The sequence below is a fragment of the Variovorax sp. FG153 genome (assembly GCF_057809595.1).
Window position 1 is genome coordinate 43,521 of record NZ_JBMDKG010000019.1, and the last position, 17,904, is coordinate 61,424.

Sequence of the window (17,904 nt, forward strand, 5' to 3'; positions counted from 1 at the left end):
ATGAAAACAATGATCGACATTGACAACGTCTCCAAGTGGTACGGCAAGTTTGCGGTGCTCACCGACTGCTGCACGCGCATCGGCGAGGGCGAGGTGGTCGTGGTCTGCGGCCCCTCGGGCTCGGGCAAGTCGACGCTCATCAAGACGGTGAATGCGCTCGAGCCGATTCATCGCGGCCGCATCTCGGTCAACGGCATCGCGGTCACTGATTCGAAGACCGATTTGCCCAAACTGCGCAGCCGCGTCGGCATGGTGTTCCAGCACTTTGAACTGTTCCCGCACCTGAGCGTGACCGACAACCTTGCGCTGGCGCAGGTTCAGGTGCTCAGGCGCTCGCGCTCCGAGGCCGCCGAGCGTGGGCTGCGCATGCTCGACCGCGTGGGCCTCGCGGCCCACAAGGACAAGTTCCCAGGGCAGCTTTCCGGTGGCCAGCAGCAGCGTGTCGCGATTGCGCGGGCGCTGTCGATGGACCCGATCGTCATGTTGTTCGACGAGCCGACCTCGGCACTGGATCCCGAGATGGTGGGGGAGGTGCTCGACGTGATGGTGCAGCTGGCACGCGAAGGCATGACGATGATGGTGGTCACCCACGAGATGGGCTTTGCCCGGCAGGTCAGCGATCGGGTGATCTTCATGGATCAGGGCCGCATCGTCGAGGACTGCCCGCGCGACGAATTCTTCGATCGGCCCGAGAGTCGGACACCTCGGGCCCAGGACTTTCTCTCCAAGATTCTGGCCCATTGATGTCGCGGGACCTCGGACCTTTTCCAGACGAACCCAACCACAACCAAAGGAACCCCATGAAACCGATCAGGATATTGATGCTCGCCAGCACCCTGGCGTTCTCAGGTCTCGCCCTCGCACACGGCGACGAGGATCACGGCGCACCGAGCGGACCTGTGCGCAAGGAGCAGAAAGACTGGGGCATCGCCGGCGATGCGAGCGCGGCCAAGCGAACGCTGGAATTCAGGATGACCGACAACATGCGCTTCACGCCCGATCGTATCCAGGTCAAGCAGGGAGAGACTGTGAAGATTTCCATTCGGAACGAGGGACAGGTAATGCACGAGTTCGTCCTCGGCACAAAGAAGGAACTCGACAACCATGCAGCGCTGATGATGAAGTTCCCGGGCATGGAGCATTCCGAGCCCTACATGGCGCATGTCGCACCCGGCAAGACCGGCGAGATCACCTGGACCTTCAATCGGCCAGGGGATTTCGATTTCGCGTGTCTCATCGCGGGGCACTACCAGGCCGGCATGGTGGGCAAGGTCAAGGTCGTCGCCGCCTCTGGGGTCTGATGCTTCCCCGGGATTTCACCGGGCTGTCTCATGCGTTTCCCTGGCGCCGAGTCGATCGACTCGGCCCGCGTTGACCAGACTCAGCTGGCATGCCGATCCGCCGGGAAAGGTTGAGCCGAAGGGGGCAGTTTTGCTTGAGGTGGTAGTGCAGCGACCGTCAAGGCCCAGCCTCGCGACAAGCCGAAAAATGCGCCTGCCGAGAAAACATTCCTTGGTGATCGCTGCTCAGAGCGTCCGACTTCGACTATCTCTCGCCGGACGGAGTGGTGCCTTCTCGCATCGCCTGGAGGGTCTCTTTGCGAACTTCATCGCGCGTCTTGCCAGGACCGCTCTTGGCGACAGGCCACGGCGCGCCGTACCGACTCGACCATGTCCAGAACGGATGCTTTTGAGCAGCCCCGAGTTCAGCGGTGACGTGGGCCCGGGGTCTGGCCGGCCCCGCGTGCTCGGGATGGTAGACCACGCCAGCTTCCGTGGGTGCGAAGTGAGATGGTTCCGCGTACACCACGGGCGCGAGAACAACTGCGCAGATGGCGATGGCGAGTGCTGGACCTCTACGTTTTGACGACATGATGCTCTCCTTTGACCAAGTGAGTGCATGCCGGGCCAGAAAGCCGTGACGGCCCGGATGCTCTCGGTAGGCCGTCGGTTGATCTCCCTGTCATCAGTCTAGAAATTCAATCCGTCAGTCGCCGCTCGGGCGGATTACAAATGTTTAATCTGCCGATGCACCCGCGTCTGGGATAAGCAGGGCGGCTATATTGCGAGCCCATGTTCCCTGACGCTTGGATGCAGTTTTTCGCGCAATGCGCATTTCGCAGATTGGGTGTTCTGCTCACAACGCTCGCCACAGCGTTTCTGGTGGGCTGCGCCGGCCTGCCCTCGCCATCAGGCAATCGTCAGGCTTCCCACGCCATCGCCGAATACGCTGACACGACGCTGGGCAAACTCGCGCAGCGTCATGTGAACAGCTCAGCGGTGACTTCGGGCTTCCGGTTGCTTCCCGAGGCGGCTTTCGCCTTTGACGCACGTGTTGCACTCGTGCGCAGTGCCGAGCGATCACTCGATGTGCAGTACTACCTGATTCGTAGCGACGATGCCGGGCTGCAGTTCCTCAGAGAGCTTCGCGACGCTGCGGCGAGGGGCGTGCGCGTTCGGTTGCTCGTAGATGACCTCTACACGGGTGGCGAGGAGGAACTGTTTGCCACACTGGCGACGTTCCCGAACGTCGAGGTGCGTCATTTCAATCCGCTGCCTTCGCGCGCGGCGGCGCTTCCCGCGCGACTGGTGCTCTCTTTCTTTTCCTTGTTGCGAGTCAACCATCGCATGCACAACAAGCTCCTGGTGGCAGACAACAGTTTTGCGATCTCTGGCGGGCGCAATATCGGCAACGAATACTTTATGCGCGACGCGTCGGCCAACTTCATCGACGTTGACTTGCTCTCATGCGGTCCGATCGTTCGGGAACTGTCCAAGTCCTTCGATGCGTTCTGGAACAGCGCACAGGTATGGTCTATTAGTGACCTCGCGCCCCTTTCGTTTTCTGCCAGCGTCGCGCAACGCCGATTCGACGAAAGAGTCCGCACTGCAGCGCCGGACGTCGCCTTGCGACCTTCCGACATCCTCGGCCATTCGCCTGTCGGCGAACAGTTGATCACCGGGAAACTTGAGCTCCACCAGGCATCGGCGCGCCTGTATGCCGACAGTCCCGAAAAGCTCTTGCTGGATCACGAAGTGGCATACCGCGGCAGCGTCTCGGAGGGCGCGTTGTACGAGGTCGCGTCCTCGCAAACCAGTGTGCAAATTCTTTCGCCCTATTTCATCCCAGGCCTCCGGGGGATGGCGGTTTTGAAGAATTTTGTTGCCAGCGGTGGTCGCGCCGTGGTCATCACCAACTCGCTCGGATCCACGGACGAGCCGCTCACGTATGCAGGCTATGAGCGCTACCGGCCCGATCTACTGAAGATCGGCGTGACGGTCTACGAGATTGCACCTGAAGGCCCCGTACGACCCAAACGCTTCGGTGACTTCGGCAAATCACTAAGCCGCCTGCATGCCAAGGTCGCGCTGATGGACGACGAGCGAATTTTCGTTGGGTCGATGAATCTCGATTACCGATCCGCTTCCATCAACACAGAACTTGGGCTCGTCGTCGAAAGTCCTGCGATGGTCAAGGAATTCAACAGCCTGATCGCCGCAGAGCATATCGAGTTCGCGTATCGCCTGCGCTCTTCCTCAGACGGCCGCACGCAGTGGCTGAGTCACGACGCGGATGGCGAGCACATCGTGCATGAGGATGTTCCTGGCGACTTCCTGTGGCTGCGAATCAAGAACTGGTTACTGCTGCCAATTTTGGGGGAAGAGCTTCTGTAAGGGCGTGACCTCGGTCTCGGAGGCTTAGGTACGGGAGATGCTCGTCCCATACCTCGGCTTGACCTCGAGGTAACCTCGCTTGAGGACTTGCCCCCGTCCGTGTTGTGCGGCAATGCCGAGCAGCATCTCGGGGGTCAGCGCTCTTCCTTAGCCTGACTCAACTCAGCCTCGACCGTCCTCATCTTGAGGCGTTTAAGTTTTTCCCAAAGCGTCTTGCGGCTGATACCCAGGAGCTCCGCGGTCTTGGATACGCTGCCATCGGTCCGGGCGAGTGCGCGCTGGATGTGCTGCCGCTCTGTCTCCTCGATCATTGCCTGCAGCGGCACGAACTCGTCGCTCGATGCCCGTGACGGTTCGTTGGCACTCAGGTTTCGGTCCTCCAAGGGAAGATCAACGATGCCCTGATCGCTCAGCACCACCGCCTGTTCGATATAGGACCGCAACTGCCTGGCGTTCCCTTTCCATGTGCGCCCCAGCACGTCGCGCATGAATGGCTCGGAGACCGCGATGGGCCTGCCGTGCTCCTGCGTCAGCTGCGACAACATCCTCTCGGCGAGCCAGCGGATGTCCTCCGGCCGCTCGCGCAACGGCGGCAGCCACAGGTTGATCACGGCGAGTCGATAGAACAGATCCTCCCGGAATGAGCCAGCCAGCATGTCGGCATAGAGATCCCGGTTGGTCGCAGCGATCACCCGGAAGTCGCTGCGCGTCGTACGCTCCGAGCCCAGCCTGAAGAAGCACCGCTCCTGCAAGGCACGCAGCAGCTTCGCCTGCATCTGGTGCGGCAGATCCCCGACCTCGTCAAGGAACAGCGTGCCCCCATGGGCCCTTTCGAGATAGCCCTTGTGAGCCCGTTGCGCTCCCGTGAAGGCGCCTTTCTCGTAGCCGAAGAATTCCGCCTCCATCATGTTCTCGGGAACGGCCGCGCAGTTGACGGCGATGAACTCGGCCTGCGAGCCGCGCGGATCGAGGCTGTGGATGAACTGGGCGGCCACCTCCTTGCCGACCCCCGACTCGCCCGTCAGCAGCACGGATGATCGCTGCCCCGCCACCTTGCGGATCATGTCTTCGATCTTGCGCATGGCGCTCGAGACGCCGAGCACTGCCTCGTCGTTGAGCGCGCGGCTCGAGGATGTCGCCGCATGGATGAGTGAGACCAGGCGCTCGATCTCGAAGGGCTTGGTCAGGTACTCGCGCGCTCCCGAGCGAATCGCGGCCACCGCATCGTTGACGCTTCCATAGCCTGTCAGGAAGAACCACGGCACTGCGCGCACCTGCGGTGACAAACCCGCGAACCATTCGGTGGCCAGTCCGTCCGGCAGGCGCACATCGCTGATGACTGCGGCCCACGGTTCTTCGATGCGCCCCGCAGCTTCACCGAGCCGCCGGCACCAGACCACGTGAAAGCCCTCCAGCTCGAAGCGCTGCTGAAGCGATTCGCCCATGATCGGGTCGTCTTCAATGAGTAGGAGGGACTTGCTCATTTGCTTCCATGTTGGGGATCCAGAAACACAACTCTGTCGCCGCGGTGGCGGAGTGCAGCAGGCCAAAGCCGCCGCTGAAGCGATTGGCGATCTCGCGGCAGATCCACAGGCCGAAGCCGCGCGGATCGTTGCCGCCTTCCGCGGCCAGCCGGGCCTCCAGCGCATCCGGTGTCAGCTGCGCGCCGCTGTTGCTGACCGTGACCTTCACGGTATGCGCGTCGGCGTGCACAGCCGCATGCGCCTGACCACTGCTGCCAGCCGCCTTGATGGCGTTGAGTAAGAGGTTGAGCAGCACCTGCCGCACGACGGCTGAGGGAACGCGAAATGCCGATGCGATCTCGACTTCATGCGTCAGGCGGACGCCCAGCCGCGTGGCCTCGGGTTGCACCAACGTGATGACGTCGTTCACATCGCCCGGCTGCAAGGCACGGTCTTCCACCCGGGCCTGGGGCAGCAGCGCTGCCGTCATCGTCTGGATCTGCTTCAGGCCACGGTCGACAAGATCGATGCTCCTCAGGCGCGCCTCTTCGGATGCGCCGTGAATGCGCAGTGTCTGGGCTGCCGTGAGCAAGCCGGCCAGCGGATTGTTGATCTCGTGCGCGACCGCCGCAGTGATGCGGCCGACGGCTGCAAGACGCTCCGCCGACAAGGCGCGCTGCTCCGCGGCTTGCCGTACCTCGAGCTCGGAAAGCAGGCGCCGCACGGCATTGCCGATCCGGTTGAGTTCCGGATCCTTGGCTTCGGGCACTTCTGCCTGCAGCTGCGCTGCGCTCGTGTTGCCGATTCGGGCAATGCAGTCGGCAATCTGGGCGATCGGGCGCCCCATGCGTTCGCCGAGCCACCAGCCGGCCGGCGCGAGCAATGCGGCCGCGAGCATGGCGCCGATGAGCGCTGGCTGAGCGACCGCGACCCAGTCGGGCGCGAATACCGGTGCGTCGACCTCCACGTAGACAAAACCGAGCACCTCGCCGTCTTCGCTCTGGATCGGCTCGACCAGCGTCAGGTCCCCGGCCTGGTCGGGCAGTTCCATGTGGCCGCGGATCTCCTGCGCCGAAGGCGTGACCCTTGTGCCGACCCGCTGGCCGAGAGCCTGCTCGCCAGTAGCGAGCCGGGCGGGATCAGAGCCAGCCAGGAAGCGACCCTTTGCGTCCAGGATCGCTCCTCGTGTCTGTCCGTGATCGGCACCCGGCAGCAGGGCCGCGGTATCGCGCAGCAGGGTGAAGGCGCGCCAGGTGTCCTCGGACGCCAGCAACGGCCGCGCCTGCGCGCTCAGCAGGACCATGGATTGCCTGACCGTCGAGAGGATCTCTTGGCGCACCGAGCGTGCGGAAATCTGGGCGGCCACGGCCGATACCAGCAGCGCTGACACTACGACGGCCAGCACCAGTCCGAAGGGAATCTGGAAGCGGTAAGGCAAGCGGCCGAGCATGGCGTCAGCTCACGCGTGCCTGCTCGGCCGCCAGCTTCTCGATCGAAGCGAAGATGCCGCCCGGCTCTTGCGCGAAACCATCGAGGTTGAGCGCCTGCAGTAAACCCTGGCCTTCCACGTCCTGGCTCATGGCGAGCAATGACAATCGCAGCTGCTGGGTGAGTTCACCAAGCGCTCCCTTGCGCACCACCAGCGGCGGGAAACCGTAGGGTTCGGAGCGCCAGACGACCTCGGTGCGCTCGGCTGCTGTCATCTTCTGCCGCCGCATCGTCTCCCACACGTAGCCGTCGATGCACCCGGCGTCGGCCAGCCGGGCGGCCACGGCTTCCGCGACGTTTCGATGGCCATGGGCAAAGAAGCCGCGGCGCAGATCGCGCGGAAGCAAGCCCGCAGCGCGCAACTGCGCTTGCGGTACCAGCCATCCCGAGTTGGACAGAGGGTCCGAATACGCGAGCACACGCCCCTTCAGATCGGTCCAGCCTTCGATGCCATTGCTCTTGCTGGCCGGGCGGATGAGGTAGGACCGATACAGCGGTTTGTCCTCATAGATGGGCACCGCCAGCAGTTCGAGACGGGTTTGCTGGAGCACGTAGGGATAGCCGCAGATCCAGGCGGCCTCGAGCTGGCCACTGAACAGCAGGTCCAGGATTTCCTGGTAGGACTCGCGCGCCGAGAAGGTCACGGACGCCCCGGTCCGGCTGGACAGGTAGTCGCCCCATCGCGAGAGAAACGCGACCTGGTCGGCCAGGATGACCGCCGTCAGCCCGATGCGAATGCGCGGACGTTCGGCGGCGCGGCTGGCGTCCAGGGAAGTCCATCCGGCCAGCGCGGGCAGTGCCTGGAGCAGCGTTCTTCGTCGCATACTAGGGGTCGTAGGGGTTACGAATTCGTAACTTACTCGCCGGCATGGCGTTACGTGATCCGGACATTCCCGAGGCGCTGTCGTCCTAAGTCGTTGAAAACATTGGAACGCTCCGTTGGCACCTGTCTTGCGCATGGAGAAGCGCTTGCCCAACAACGGAGACACGATGGAAAACCCGAAAGTCAGTCGGCGGATCTTCATGCTGACCAGCGGCGGCGGCGCGGCCGCGCTGGCCACCTCCAGCCTGACGCCCGCCCATGCTGCCCAGCCCGTAGCGCAACTCGCCCCGGGCGCCACAACCCTGAAATACCCGCGCCGCGCGGTCGGCAAGGCCAGCGCCATGCCCGTCAACCAGGCCGTCAGCTTCAGCTACCCGGACGCGAGCTCTCCGTGCTACGCCATCCGCATGGGGACGCCGGTACCGGGCGGCGTTGGCCCCAACAAGGACATCGTGGCGTACAGCGGGATGTGCACGCACATGGGTTGCCCCGTGGCGTACGACCCCGGCACCCGGACCTTCAAATGCGGCTGCCATTTCTCGGTGTTCGACCCCGAGAACAGCGGTCAGATGGTCTGCGGGCAGGCCACGGAGGACCTGCCACAGGTGCTGCTGGAGTACGACGCGCGCAGCGACAGCCTGCAGGCCGTTGCGATCAACGGGCTGCTCTACGGCCGCCAGTCCAACGTGCTGTAAGGGGCAAGACCATGACCACCGAGATCCGGGACCGCATCGCGCTGCCCACCAAGGATGCCCAGAAGACCAACATGACGTGCCACTTCTGCATCGTCGGTTGCGGGTATCACGTCTATAAATGGGATGCGAACCGCGAAGGCGGTCGAGCTCCCGGAGACAACGCGCTGGGCGTGGACTTCCGCAAACAGGTGCCGCCAATGGCGCTCACGATGACGCCGGCCATGACGAACACCATCACCGATCGTTCGGGCAAGCGCTGGAACATCATGGTGGTGCCGGACAAGGAATGCGTGGTCAACAGCGGCCTGTCCTCCACGCGTGGCGGGAAGATGGGCTCGTACATGTACTCGGCCGATGGCATCGGCAAGGAGCGGCTGAAGACGCCGCGGATCTTCCGGGGCAGTGAGTGGCTCGATACGAACTGGAGCGAAGCGCTGGCCATCTATGCCGGCGTGACGAAGAAGATCCTCGACACTGATGGTCCCTCTGGCGTGATGTTCGACTGCTTCGACCACGGCGGCGCCGGAGGCGGCTTCGAGAACACCTGGGGCACGGGCAAGCTGATGTTCTCGGCGCTCAAGACACCCATGGTGCGCATCCACAACCGGCCGGCCTACAACTCCGAATGCCACGCCACCCGCGAGATGGGCATTGGCGAGCTCAACAACAGCTACGAAGATGCCGAGGTTGCGGACTGCATCCTGGCCACCGGCTGCAACCCGTATGAAACCCAGACGAACTACTTCCTGAATCACTGGGTGCCCAACCTCTCGGGCGGCACCGCCGACAAGAAGAAAAAGTGGTTCCAGGGGGAGACCACGGCCGCCGCCAAGCTGATCGTGGTGGACCCGCGCCGCACCTCCACGATCGCCATCGCCGAGCAGATTGCGGGCAAGGAGAACGTGCTGCACCTGGATCTGGAGCCGGGCACTGACACGGCGCTGTTCAACACGCTGTTCACCTACGTGGTCGACCAGGGCTGGCACGACAAGGCGTTCATCGCCCAGCACACATCGGGCTTCGACGACGCGGTGAAGACCAACCGCATGTCGCTCGAGGACGGCGCGAAGGTCACCGGCCTGTCCGTCGACAAGATCAAGCAGGCGGCCGAGTGGGCCTACAAGCCGAAGGCCTCGGGGCATCGCCCGCGCACGATGCACCCCTACGAGAAAGGGATCATCTGGGGCAACGACAACTATGTCATCCAGAGCGCTCTGGTGAGCCTTGTCATTGCCACGCAGAACGTGGGGCGCCGCGGGACCGGGGTCGTCCGCATGGGTGGCCACCAGGAGGGCTACACGCGCCCACCATACCCCGGGGACAAGAAGATCTACATCGACCAGGAGGTCATCCAGGGACGCGGTCTGATGTACACGATCTGGGGCACCAACCCGTTCCAGACGACCAACAACGCGGAGCAGCACCGCGCGGTGCTGACCCGGCGGGCCAACATCGTGCGCGAGGCGATGGTCAAGGCGCGCGGCGCCGATGTGGCCGCAATGGTTGACGTGATCTACGACGCGTGCAAGAACAAGGGTGGGTTGTTCGTCGTCGGCATCAACCTGTACCCCACAAAGTTGGCCGAGGCTGCCCAGTTGCTGCTGCCCGCCGCCCAGCCGGGCGAGATGAACCTGACCTCGATGAATGGCGAGCGCCGGCTGCGCCTGTCGGAGCGCTTCATGGACCCACCCGGCTCGGCGCGGCCGGACTGCCTCATCGCCGCCGACATCGCCAACACGCTGAAGGCGCTCTACACGCAGGCCGGCAACGCAAAGATGGCGGCGCAGTTCGACGGCTTCGACTGGAAAACGGAGGAAGACGCCTTCAATGACGGCTTCAGGCAGGCGGGCAGGCCCGGTGTGAGCGCCATCGATAGCCAGGGCGGCAGCACGGGCTACCTGGCGACCTATGAGCTGCTGCGCAAGGCGGGCAATAACGGCGTGCAGCTGCCGATCAAGGAGGTCAAGGACGGCAAGCTGATCGGTACGGAGATGATCTACGCCGACGGCAAGTTCGACACGAAGGATGGAAAGGCCGCCTTTAAGCCCGCGCCGTGGAATGGCCTGCCCAAGCCGGTGGCGGCGCAGAAGGAAAAGCACAAGTTCTGGATCAATAACGGCCGCGCCAACGAGGTCTGGCAGACCGCGTACCACGACCAGTACAACGAACAGGTCAGGGGACGCTATCCGATGGCCTACCTGGAGATGAATCCCGACGATGCCAAGGCATCGGGTGTCGCGGCGGGGGATGTGGTCGAGGTCTTCAACGACTACGGCAGCACCTACGCGATGGTCTACCCGACGAAGTCCATCAAGCAAGGGCAGACATTCATGCTCTTCGGTTACTTCAACGGCACAGCTGGCCACGTCACCAGCGACTGGACCGATCGCAACGTGATCCCGTACTACAAGGGGGCCTGGGCGAGCATCCGTCGTGTCGGGACCCTGGCCGACTACAAGGCCACGGTTTCGTTCAAGGACCGGCACTTTGCCTGACGATCCGCATGAAGACTTTGCAACCACGGCCGGTCGACGCAGGCGGCACGCCTTCGATGCCGCCCCGGGACGTCGGCGTCATCGACGGTGATCTGGTTTCCCTCCTGGCTGCACGGCACCAAGTCTCCGCGCGGCGCCTGGTCGAGCCAGGACCGGGGCCTGCCGACCTGGAGCAACTGATGGCTGCAGCTGTGACCGCGCCCGACCATGGCCAGCTGACCCCATGGCATTTCGTGCTGATCCCTGCATCACAACGGCTCCCGCTCGGGAAGGCGTTCGTGAGTGCACTGATCGAACGAGATCCCGGGGCGACACAGGCGCAAATCCGCGCGGCGGCGGAGAAGGCCGAGCGCGCACCGTGCCTGCTGCTCGCGGTCCTCCATGGCGAAGATCTCGCCAGGGATGTCAGCGGCATTCCCACCCAAGAGCGCCTCATCTCGTTGGGCTGCGCCATTCAGAACGTCCTCCTCGCCGCGACGTCCCTGGGATACAGCAGTGGCCTGGCCAGCGGCCGTTCTCTCAATGCTCCCGCTATGCGCTCGCTCTTCGCCCTGCAGCCGCATGAGCAGGCCATCTGCTTTATCGCCATCGGCACCGAGAGCCAGTTCAAACCCCCACGCCAGCGCCCGGTCCCGAAGGCCGTGCTGCGTGTCCTCGGCGACTGACACCGTCATCACTTCCTCATAGGAGATTCCTTTGTTTCGTTCAGCCATTTCCTTCGCATCCGCCGCCGTGGCGTTGAGTCTGTTTTCCCCGCTGGCGCAGGCCAGCGATGCGCTAGCGGCCAAGAACAGCTGCACGGCGTGTCACGCCAAGGATCACAAGGTCGTGGGACCTGCCTTCAAGGACATCGCCGCGAAGTACGCGGCGGACAAGGACGCGACCGACAAGCTCATCGCGAAGGTGAAGAAGGGCGGCTCGGGCGTATGGGGCACGGTCCCCATGCCCCCGAACGCTCAGGTTTCGGATGCCGACGTGAAAGCACTCGTGACGTGGATTCTGAAGATGAAGTAGCCTTCAGAATCGATTCCATGAATCCGGAGGTATCGAAATATGATGGGCAGGCTTTTCGCTCTTTCGCTCTTTCGCTCTACTTCGGATGCATCTGTGCAGGGGTGTTCGCCATGTGGCTGGTCAGCCGCCGCAGCGGCCGCGAGTGGCTGCTGTGGGTGAGCTTTCTGGCGGTCACCTGTGTGCTGATGGGGCTGCTGTCGTATTCGGGCGTGGAGTTTCCAGGCTGATACGAGGTCCGGTCAGCCCTCTTGCTCAGGCTGCGCACTCTTGAGCGAGCTGCTCTGATCCAGCCGGCGGCGTTCTGCTTCGGGACGATGACCCGTGGCAGTCACGTATGCGGCCTCCGCGATATGGGTCGCGTGATCGCCGATGCGCTCGATGTTCTTCGCACAGAAAAGCAGGTGCACGAAGCCGATCACCTGTGACGGATCAGCCCCCATGCGCGAGACCAGATCGCGAAACACCACCGTGTGCAACTCGTCTATGGCTTCGTCCTGCTGGCGCACCACCATCGCCTGCTCGGCGTCTCGCGCCAGGAAGGTCTTGAGCGCATTGCTCAACTGCTGGGACGCGAGCTCGGACAACTGCTCTAGGCCCTGCACCAGATCTTCCGGAAACTGGGTGCCGGCGATCGCGATGGCTCGCTTGGCGATGTTCTTCGCAAGATCCCCGATGCGCTCCAGGTCCTCGACGATCCGGAAGTCCGCCAGCACCTCGTCGAGGTCTCCGGCCAGCGGCTGCCGCTTGGCGATCACCATGGCCGCGGAGGTCGACAGGTCGCGACGAAGTGCATCGACCTGCTGGTCCTGCTCGATCACGCGCCGCGCCAGCACCAAGTCCCCGTGCAGCAAGGCCTGAACGGCGTCGGTGAACTGGCTGCCCGCGAAGGCACCCATGGCCCCGATGTTGGTCTTCAGGGTGGTGAGCTCGAGGTCGAACGCTTTGACAATGTGTGGAGTGTTCATGCTGACCTTCAGGTGGTGAACGCCTTCAGCCGAAGCGGCCGGTGACATAGTCCTCGGTCTGCTTCTTGGTCGGCTTGGTGAACAGGTCGTCGGTCGTGCCGTACTCGATCAACTCGCCGAGGAACATGAAGCCGGTGAAATCCGAAACCCGGGCCGCCTGCTGCATGTTGTGCGTCACGATGAGCAGCGTGTACCGAGACTTGAGTTCGTCGACCAACTGCTCGATCTTGGCGGTCGACAGTGGGTCGAGGGCCGAGGTCGGTTCGTCGAGCAGCAGCACCTCCGGTTTCAGTGCGACCGCACGGGCGATGCACAAGCGTTGCTGCTGGCCGCCGGACAGGCCGAGGGCGCTTTGCTTGAGCTTGTCTTTCACCTCGTCCCAGATGGCGCCGGCGCGCAGCGCTTCTTCCACCCGCTGGTCCATGTCTGCCCGAGACAGATTCTCATAGTGGCGAATGGCATAGGCGACGTTGTCGTAGATCGACATCGGGAACGGCACGGGCTTCTGGAACACCATGCCGACCTTGGTGCGCAGCCGATTGATCGAGTAGTCCTTGGACAGGATGTTCTTCCCGTCGAGCAACACCTCGCCCTCGGCGCGTTGCTTGGGGTAGACGGCGTAGATGCGATTGAAGATTCGCAGCAGCGTGGACTTGCCGCAGCCCGAGGGTCCGATCAGCGCCGTGACGCGTTTTTCGCGCAGCGTCAGATTAACGCCTTTTACGGCGTGCGAGTTGCCGTAGAAGAAGTTCAGATTGCGCGTTTCGATCTTCGCGGGCGGGGTCGGCTGCTGGAAGGCCGGTCGGAGCGCGCTCACACGTGCCGAAGTTGTTTCAGTCATGGGATTTCCTGGAAAGCAGAAGGCCGCGCGAGATCAGTCCCAGCACAAGGACCAGGATCGTCACCACGAAGGCGCCGGCCCAGGCGAGTGAATGCCAGAACTCATAGGGGCTGAGCGCGTACTGGAAGATCACGACCGGCACGTTGGCCATCGGCTGTGTCAGGTCGTTCGTCCAATACTGGTTGTTCAGTGCCGTGAAGAGCAGTGGAGCGGTTTCCCCAGAGATGCGCGCGATCGCGAGCAGCACGCCCGTGATGATCCCGGACAGGGCTGCCCGGTACAGCACCTGGCGGATGACCTTCCACTGCGGGATGCCCAGTGCCAGCGCCGCCTCCCGCATCGTGGACGGCACGAGCTGCAGCATCTCGTCGGTGGTTCGTACCACCACGGGCAGCACGATGAACGAGAGGGCCACCGCACCGGCCAACGCGGAGAAGTGCCCCATCTGCCGGACCATCAGCTCGTAGACAAAGAGGCCGATCACGATCGACGGCGCCGACAGCAGGATGTCGTTGACGAAGCGGATCGTCGCACCCAGCTTGGTGTGGCGCGCATATTCGGCGAGGTACGTGCCGGCCGCGATGCCAATCGGCGTCGCGATCAGCACGGCGAGGCCGCTCATGATGATGCTGCCGGCAAAGGCGTTGAGCAGGCCACCGTCCTGGCCCGGGGGCGGCGTCATCTGGGTGAACAGCTCCCACTTCAATGCGGGTAGCCCGTTGCTCACGGTGGTCCAGAGGATCCAGGCGAGCCAGAAGAGACCAAAGAGCGTCGCGGCGATGGCGAGCGCCTTGGCGACGTAGTCCTTGAGTTGTCGACGGGTCCAGCTGCTCATGACGATGCCCCTCCGCGGCGGGCGAGCTGGCTGAGCATCAGGCGCGCGATTGTCAGCACGATGAAGGTGACGATGAACAGCAGGAAGCCCAGCGCGATCAGCGACGAAAGGTAGACGGGCGAATCGGCTTCCGTGAACTCGTTGGCAATGGTGGCGGCAATGGAGTTGCCCGGCTCGAGAAGCGAGGCGGACAGCAGGTGGGCGTTGCCCAGCACGAAAGTCACCGCCATCGTTTCGCCCAGGGCGCGGCCCAGGCCCAGGAAGATGCCGCCAACCACGGCGGAACGCGTGTACGGCAGGACGATGTCCCAGACCACCTCCCATGTCGTGTTGCCGACGGCGTATGCGGACTCCTTCAACTGGGGCGGAACGGTCATGAACACTTCCCGCATCACCGACGAAACGAATGGGATGACCATGATGCTCAGCACAATGCCGGCGGTGAGCATGCCCAGGCCGATCGGTGGCCCCTGGAACATCGGCCCGATGAGGGGGAGCGGTCCGACGTGCTCGTCCAGCCACGGGGTGACGTGGTTGGCCATGAAGGGCACGAACACGAAGAGTCCCCACATGCCGTAAATGATCGAAGGGATGCCCGCAAGCAGTTCAACCGCAGCGGCCACGGGCTGACGGATCCGGGTAGGCGCGATTTCGGTGAGGAACAGCGCAATGCCGAAGCTCACTGGGACTGCGATCAGCATGGCGATAGCTGCCGTCACGAGCGTGCCGTAGATGGGGACCAGCGCGCCGAACTTCTTCTGTACGGCGTCCCAGTCGGAGTTCCAGATGAAGGACCATCCGAAGGTGGCGAAGGCTTCCTTGCCACCCCACAGCATCGATAGAGCAGCACCCATGAGCGCAACCAGGACGAACATGGCGCAGCCGAAGACGACGTACCGGAAAAGGCGATCGTTGCGAGCGTCGCACTGTTCATCGCGCGCGGTGCGCTTCTTCGGCATGGTGGTGCTCACAGGCAGGGTCTGAATTCGAGACATACAAGAACTCCGCAAGGGGAGATCACGCGGCGGGCTGGCCGGACCGCCTGATCTCCCGGGCTGTCGTTACTTGATGTTCTTTGCCCAGTACGCTTCGATCTGTTTGACCAGCGTGGACGGCAGCGAGACGTAGTCCAGCGACTTCGCGTCAGCCTGACCGTCCTGCAGGGCCCACCTGAAGAATTCGAGCGCTTCCTTCGACTGTGCGGTGTCCTTCGGCTGCTTGTACATCATCACAAAGACCGACGCGGTGATGGGCCACGAGTCCTTGCCGGCGGCATCGGTGATCACTTCGTAGAAGTCCGGTGCCGACCAGTCCGCGCCGGCCGCCGCCGCCTGGAAGGTTTCCAGCGTGGGGTCGACGAAGACACCTGCCTTGTTCTTGACCTCGGCGTACTTCATCTTGTTCTGCATCGCATAGGCCAGTTCGACGTAGCCGATCGATCCCTTGATCTGGTTCACATAGGCGGCCACGCCTTCGTTCCCCTTGCCGCCGACACCGGCTGGCCAGTTCACCGAGGTGCCTTCACCGACCTTGCTCTTCCATTCCTCGCTGACCTTCGACAGGTAGTTCACCCAGTTGAAGGTCGTGCCGGAGCCGTCGGAGCGATGCACCACCGTGATCTTCTGGTCCGGCAATTTCATCTTGGGATTCAGGGCGGCGATCGCGGGGTCGTTCCACTTGGTCACCTTGCCGAGGAAGATGTCGGCAAGGAGAGGACCGGTGAAGCGCATGTCGCCGGCCTTTGCATCCTCGATGTTTACCACCGGCACCACGCCGCCGATCACCACCGGAAACTGCACCAGGCCGGCGGCTGCGAGCTCCTCCGGCGGCAGCGGCTTGTCTGATGCACCGAAGGTCACGGTTCCGGCCTTGATCTGTGCGATGCCACCGCCGGAGCCGATCGACTGGTAGTTGATCTTGGTGCCCTTCTTGGCGTTGTAGCTCGCCGACCACTTGGACAGAATCGGATAGACGAAGGTAGAGCCGGCACCTGTGATCTCGGCGGCGTGCGAGGCGACCGAAGCGATCGCAATGATGATGCCGGCGACAGCAGCCCGAATCGGAGAGCGAGTAAGAGTGGATGTAGTCATGATCGAGAAGCTCCTGATGGAAAGACAACGATGGCTGGTTGTTCGATGCGCAGCGGATTGCCCGCCGCGCGCCGAGACGTCGATGCAGCGGTGCACGCCGAAGCACCGCTCAGATCCACATTCCTAGATCACCATGTTTCTAGAGTTGTAGAAATGTTTGCCGAATTCTGTAGAGCGTTTGTGACAACTGGGTGACGGTCTCGAGGAGTTTGTGGCCGTGCCGAGCGCCGCTGGGCTCAAAGAGCAGGCTTCCCGTGCCGTCGAAGACGGCTTGATCGTCTGCCGCAGGGCAGGCCTAGCTACTCCGGGAAGAAGGAGGCCGTTGGGCCGATCGAGAGGGGGGTGTCATGGATATGTCATGGTCGATGGACAAACTTCGATTCCACATAACCAGCAATATGGAAATAAGGAGCGGCTGCCATGCTTGACTTTCAACAACCGCATTGGACCCCGGTCGGGTCAGCGGCACTTCACCGCGGCGCCATGAAGGGGCGAGCGGCATTCGGCCTGATGCGTACCGTCGCCGGCGTCCTGGCGTTCGCGGCAGTGACCGCGCACGCTGCAGACGTGATGGGCGCTGGATCGACGTTTGTCTTCCCGATCCTTTCCAAATGGGCTGCCACGTACCACGACCAGACTGGCGCGAGAGTGAACTACCAGTCGATCGGTTCTGGCGGTGGCATCGCCCAGATCAAGGCCGGCATGGTTACGTTCGGCGCCTCGGACAAGCCGCTGCCGCCAGAAGAACTGAGCAAGAGCGGCTTGGCCCAGTTTCCTCTTGTAGTCGGCGGCGTCGTGCCGGTGATCAACGTAGACGTTGCGACACCGGCGCCGTTGAAGTTTACGGGCGCGGTCCTTGCCGACATCTACCTTGGCAAGGTGACCAAATGGAATGATCCGTCGATCGCAGCGCTCAATCCGGGGGTAGCGCTGCCCGATCAGAAGATCACTGTCGTCCACCGATCGGACAGTTCGGGCACGACTTTCAACTGGGTGAACTACCTGTCAAAGGTCAGTGAGGATTGGAAGGCCAAGGTCGGCAGTGACACCGTAGTGCAATGGCCGGTCGGGATGGCCGGCCGGGGCAATGAGGGGGTGGCTACCTACGTCAATGCCACGAAGGGCTCGATCGGCTACGTCGAGTTGTCGTACGCCGTGAAGCACAAGATGAAGTACGCCCAAGTCAAGAACAAGGCTGGCGTGTTTGTGGACCCGAACGCGGCATCTTTCCAGGCCGCTGCAGCAAGCGCGGAATGGAAGGCTGAGGACTTCTATGAGGTCATCACCGACGCACCCGGCAAGGACTCCTGGCCTATTGCTGCGACCACTTTCGTGCTGATGTACAAGGATCCGAAGAATGCTTCGGCCAGCAAGGAAGCCTTGAGCTTCTTCAAGTGGGCTCTCGAAAGCGGCCAGGCGGATGCTCAGAAGTTCGACTATGTCCCGCTGCCGGGCACGCTGGTCCAACAGATTCAGGCGTACTGGGGGAAGCAGATCAAGTAATCGCCAACGGAGCCTGTC

The 17,904-nt window shown here is 62.9% G+C and carries 17 protein-coding genes; 9 read left to right on the forward strand and 8 right to left on the reverse strand.

The annotated features are described in order from the left end of the window. The first annotated feature begins 9 nt into the window (after positions 1–9). The 3 genes from ACODT0_RS20795 (at position 10) to ACODT0_RS20805 (ending at position 3,674) form a co-directional block, all read left to right on the forward strand. Positions 10–744 (forward strand): amino acid ABC transporter ATP-binding protein, encoded by a 735-nt coding sequence (locus tag ACODT0_RS20795; RefSeq protein WP_398493955.1) that lies wholly within the window; start codon positions 10–12, stop codon positions 742–744. Positions 745–800: 56 nt separating this feature from the next. Further along, complete coding sequence (locus tag ACODT0_RS20800; protein ID WP_398493957.1) at positions 801–1,301, forward strand: cupredoxin domain-containing protein; 501 nt, start codon at positions 801–803, stop codon at positions 1,299–1,301. 789 nt (positions 1,302–2,090) lie between these two features. Then, on the forward strand, positions 2,091–3,674 hold the full coding sequence (locus ACODT0_RS20805; protein ID WP_479672762.1) for a phospholipase D family protein: 1,584 nt from the start codon (positions 2,091–2,093) through the stop codon (positions 3,672–3,674). A gap of 134 nt (positions 3,675–3,808) precedes the next feature. Here ACODT0_RS20805 and ACODT0_RS20810 read toward each other — a convergent pair whose 3' ends face one another. The 3 genes from ACODT0_RS20810 to ACODT0_RS20820 are packed head-to-tail and all read right to left on the reverse strand — an operon-like array spanning position 3,809 to position 7,449. Next, positions 3,809–5,158 carry a sigma-54-dependent transcriptional regulator gene (locus tag ACODT0_RS20810; protein ID WP_296731772.1) on the reverse strand — a complete coding sequence of 450 codons (1,350 nt, stop codon included), beginning with the start codon at positions 5,156–5,158 and terminating at the stop codon, positions 3,809–3,811. Continuing rightward, positions 5,133–6,587, reverse strand: coding sequence for a sensor histidine kinase (locus ACODT0_RS20815; RefSeq protein ID WP_296731767.1), 1,455 nt, complete (start codon positions 6,585–6,587; stop codon positions 5,133–5,135). The genes ACODT0_RS20810 and ACODT0_RS20815 overlap by 26 nt, the downstream gene beginning before the upstream one ends. Before the next feature lie 4 nt (positions 6,588–6,591). Further along, positions 6,592–7,449: a PhnD/SsuA/transferrin family substrate-binding protein gene (locus ACODT0_RS20820; protein WP_296731763.1), complete on the reverse strand. Its 858-nt coding sequence runs from the start codon at positions 7,447–7,449 to the stop codon at positions 6,592–6,594. A gap of 166 nt (positions 7,450–7,615) precedes the next feature. On the opposite strand from ACODT0_RS20820, the gene ACODT0_RS20825 reads away from it, so the two are divergent. Genes ACODT0_RS20825 through ACODT0_RS20845 form a run of 5 tightly spaced genes read left to right on the forward strand, consistent with a single transcriptional unit; the run spans position 7,616 to position 11,879 of the window. Further along, entirely contained in the window at positions 7,616–8,143 is a 528-nt protein-coding gene (locus tag ACODT0_RS20825) for an arsenate reductase (azurin) small subunit (protein WP_296731761.1), read from the forward strand. An 11-nt stretch (positions 8,144–8,154) separates the two neighbouring features. After that, positions 8,155–10,638 carry an arsenate reductase (azurin) large subunit gene (locus ACODT0_RS20830; protein ID WP_296731758.1) on the forward strand — a complete coding sequence of 828 codons (2,484 nt, stop codon included), beginning with the start codon at positions 8,155–8,157 and terminating at the stop codon, positions 10,636–10,638. 8 nt (positions 10,639–10,646) lie between these two features. After that, positions 10,647–11,303 (forward strand): nitroreductase family protein, encoded by a 657-nt coding sequence (locus ACODT0_RS20835; RefSeq protein WP_296731755.1) that lies wholly within the window; start codon positions 10,647–10,649, stop codon positions 11,301–11,303. Between the two features lie 31 nt (positions 11,304–11,334). Next, positions 11,335–11,652 (forward strand): c-type cytochrome, encoded by a 318-nt coding sequence (locus ACODT0_RS20840; RefSeq protein WP_398493961.1) that lies wholly within the window; start codon positions 11,335–11,337, stop codon positions 11,650–11,652. Beyond that, complete coding sequence (locus tag ACODT0_RS20845; RefSeq protein ID WP_296731753.1) at positions 11,631–11,879, forward strand: hypothetical protein; 249 nt, start codon at positions 11,631–11,633, stop codon at positions 11,877–11,879. Before ACODT0_RS20840 ends, ACODT0_RS20845 begins: the two co-directional genes overlap by 22 nt. A gap of 12 nt (positions 11,880–11,891) precedes the next feature. Here ACODT0_RS20845 and phoU read toward each other — a convergent pair whose 3' ends face one another. From phoU to pstS (ACODT0_RS20870), 5 genes are all read right to left on the reverse strand, one after another. Beyond that, positions 11,892–12,617 carry a phosphate signaling complex protein PhoU gene (gene phoU, locus ACODT0_RS20850; protein WP_296731749.1) on the reverse strand — a complete coding sequence of 242 codons (726 nt, stop codon included), beginning with the start codon at positions 12,615–12,617 and terminating at the stop codon, positions 11,892–11,894. A gap of 25 nt (positions 12,618–12,642) precedes the next feature. Continuing rightward, a complete protein-coding gene (gene pstB, locus ACODT0_RS20855) occupies positions 12,643–13,458 on the reverse strand; it encodes a phosphate ABC transporter ATP-binding protein PstB (protein WP_296731747.1) in 816 nt (271 codons plus the stop codon). Continuing rightward, on the reverse strand, positions 13,451–14,293 hold the full coding sequence (pstA, locus tag ACODT0_RS20860; protein WP_296731743.1) for a phosphate ABC transporter permease PstA: 843 nt from the start codon (positions 14,291–14,293) through the stop codon (positions 13,451–13,453). Before pstA ends, pstB begins: the two co-directional genes overlap by 8 nt. After that, positions 14,290–15,252 (reverse strand): phosphate ABC transporter permease subunit PstC, encoded by a 963-nt coding sequence (pstC, locus tag ACODT0_RS20865; RefSeq protein ID WP_296731740.1) that lies wholly within the window; start codon positions 15,250–15,252, stop codon positions 14,290–14,292. Before pstC ends, pstA begins: the two co-directional genes overlap by 4 nt. A 102-nt stretch (positions 15,253–15,354) precedes the next feature. Next, a complete protein-coding gene (pstS, locus tag ACODT0_RS20870; protein ID WP_296731737.1) occupies positions 15,355–16,383 on the reverse strand; it encodes a phosphate ABC transporter substrate-binding protein PstS in 1,029 nt (342 codons plus the stop codon). A 510-nt stretch (positions 16,384–16,893) separates the two neighbouring features. Between pstS (ACODT0_RS20870) and pstS (ACODT0_RS20875) the strand changes: the two genes are divergently transcribed. Beyond that, positions 16,894–17,886: a phosphate ABC transporter substrate-binding protein PstS gene (pstS, locus tag ACODT0_RS20875; protein ID WP_296731947.1), complete on the forward strand. Its 993-nt coding sequence runs from the start codon at positions 16,894–16,896 to the stop codon at positions 17,884–17,886. The last annotated feature ends 18 nt before the right edge of the window (positions 17,887–17,904 follow it).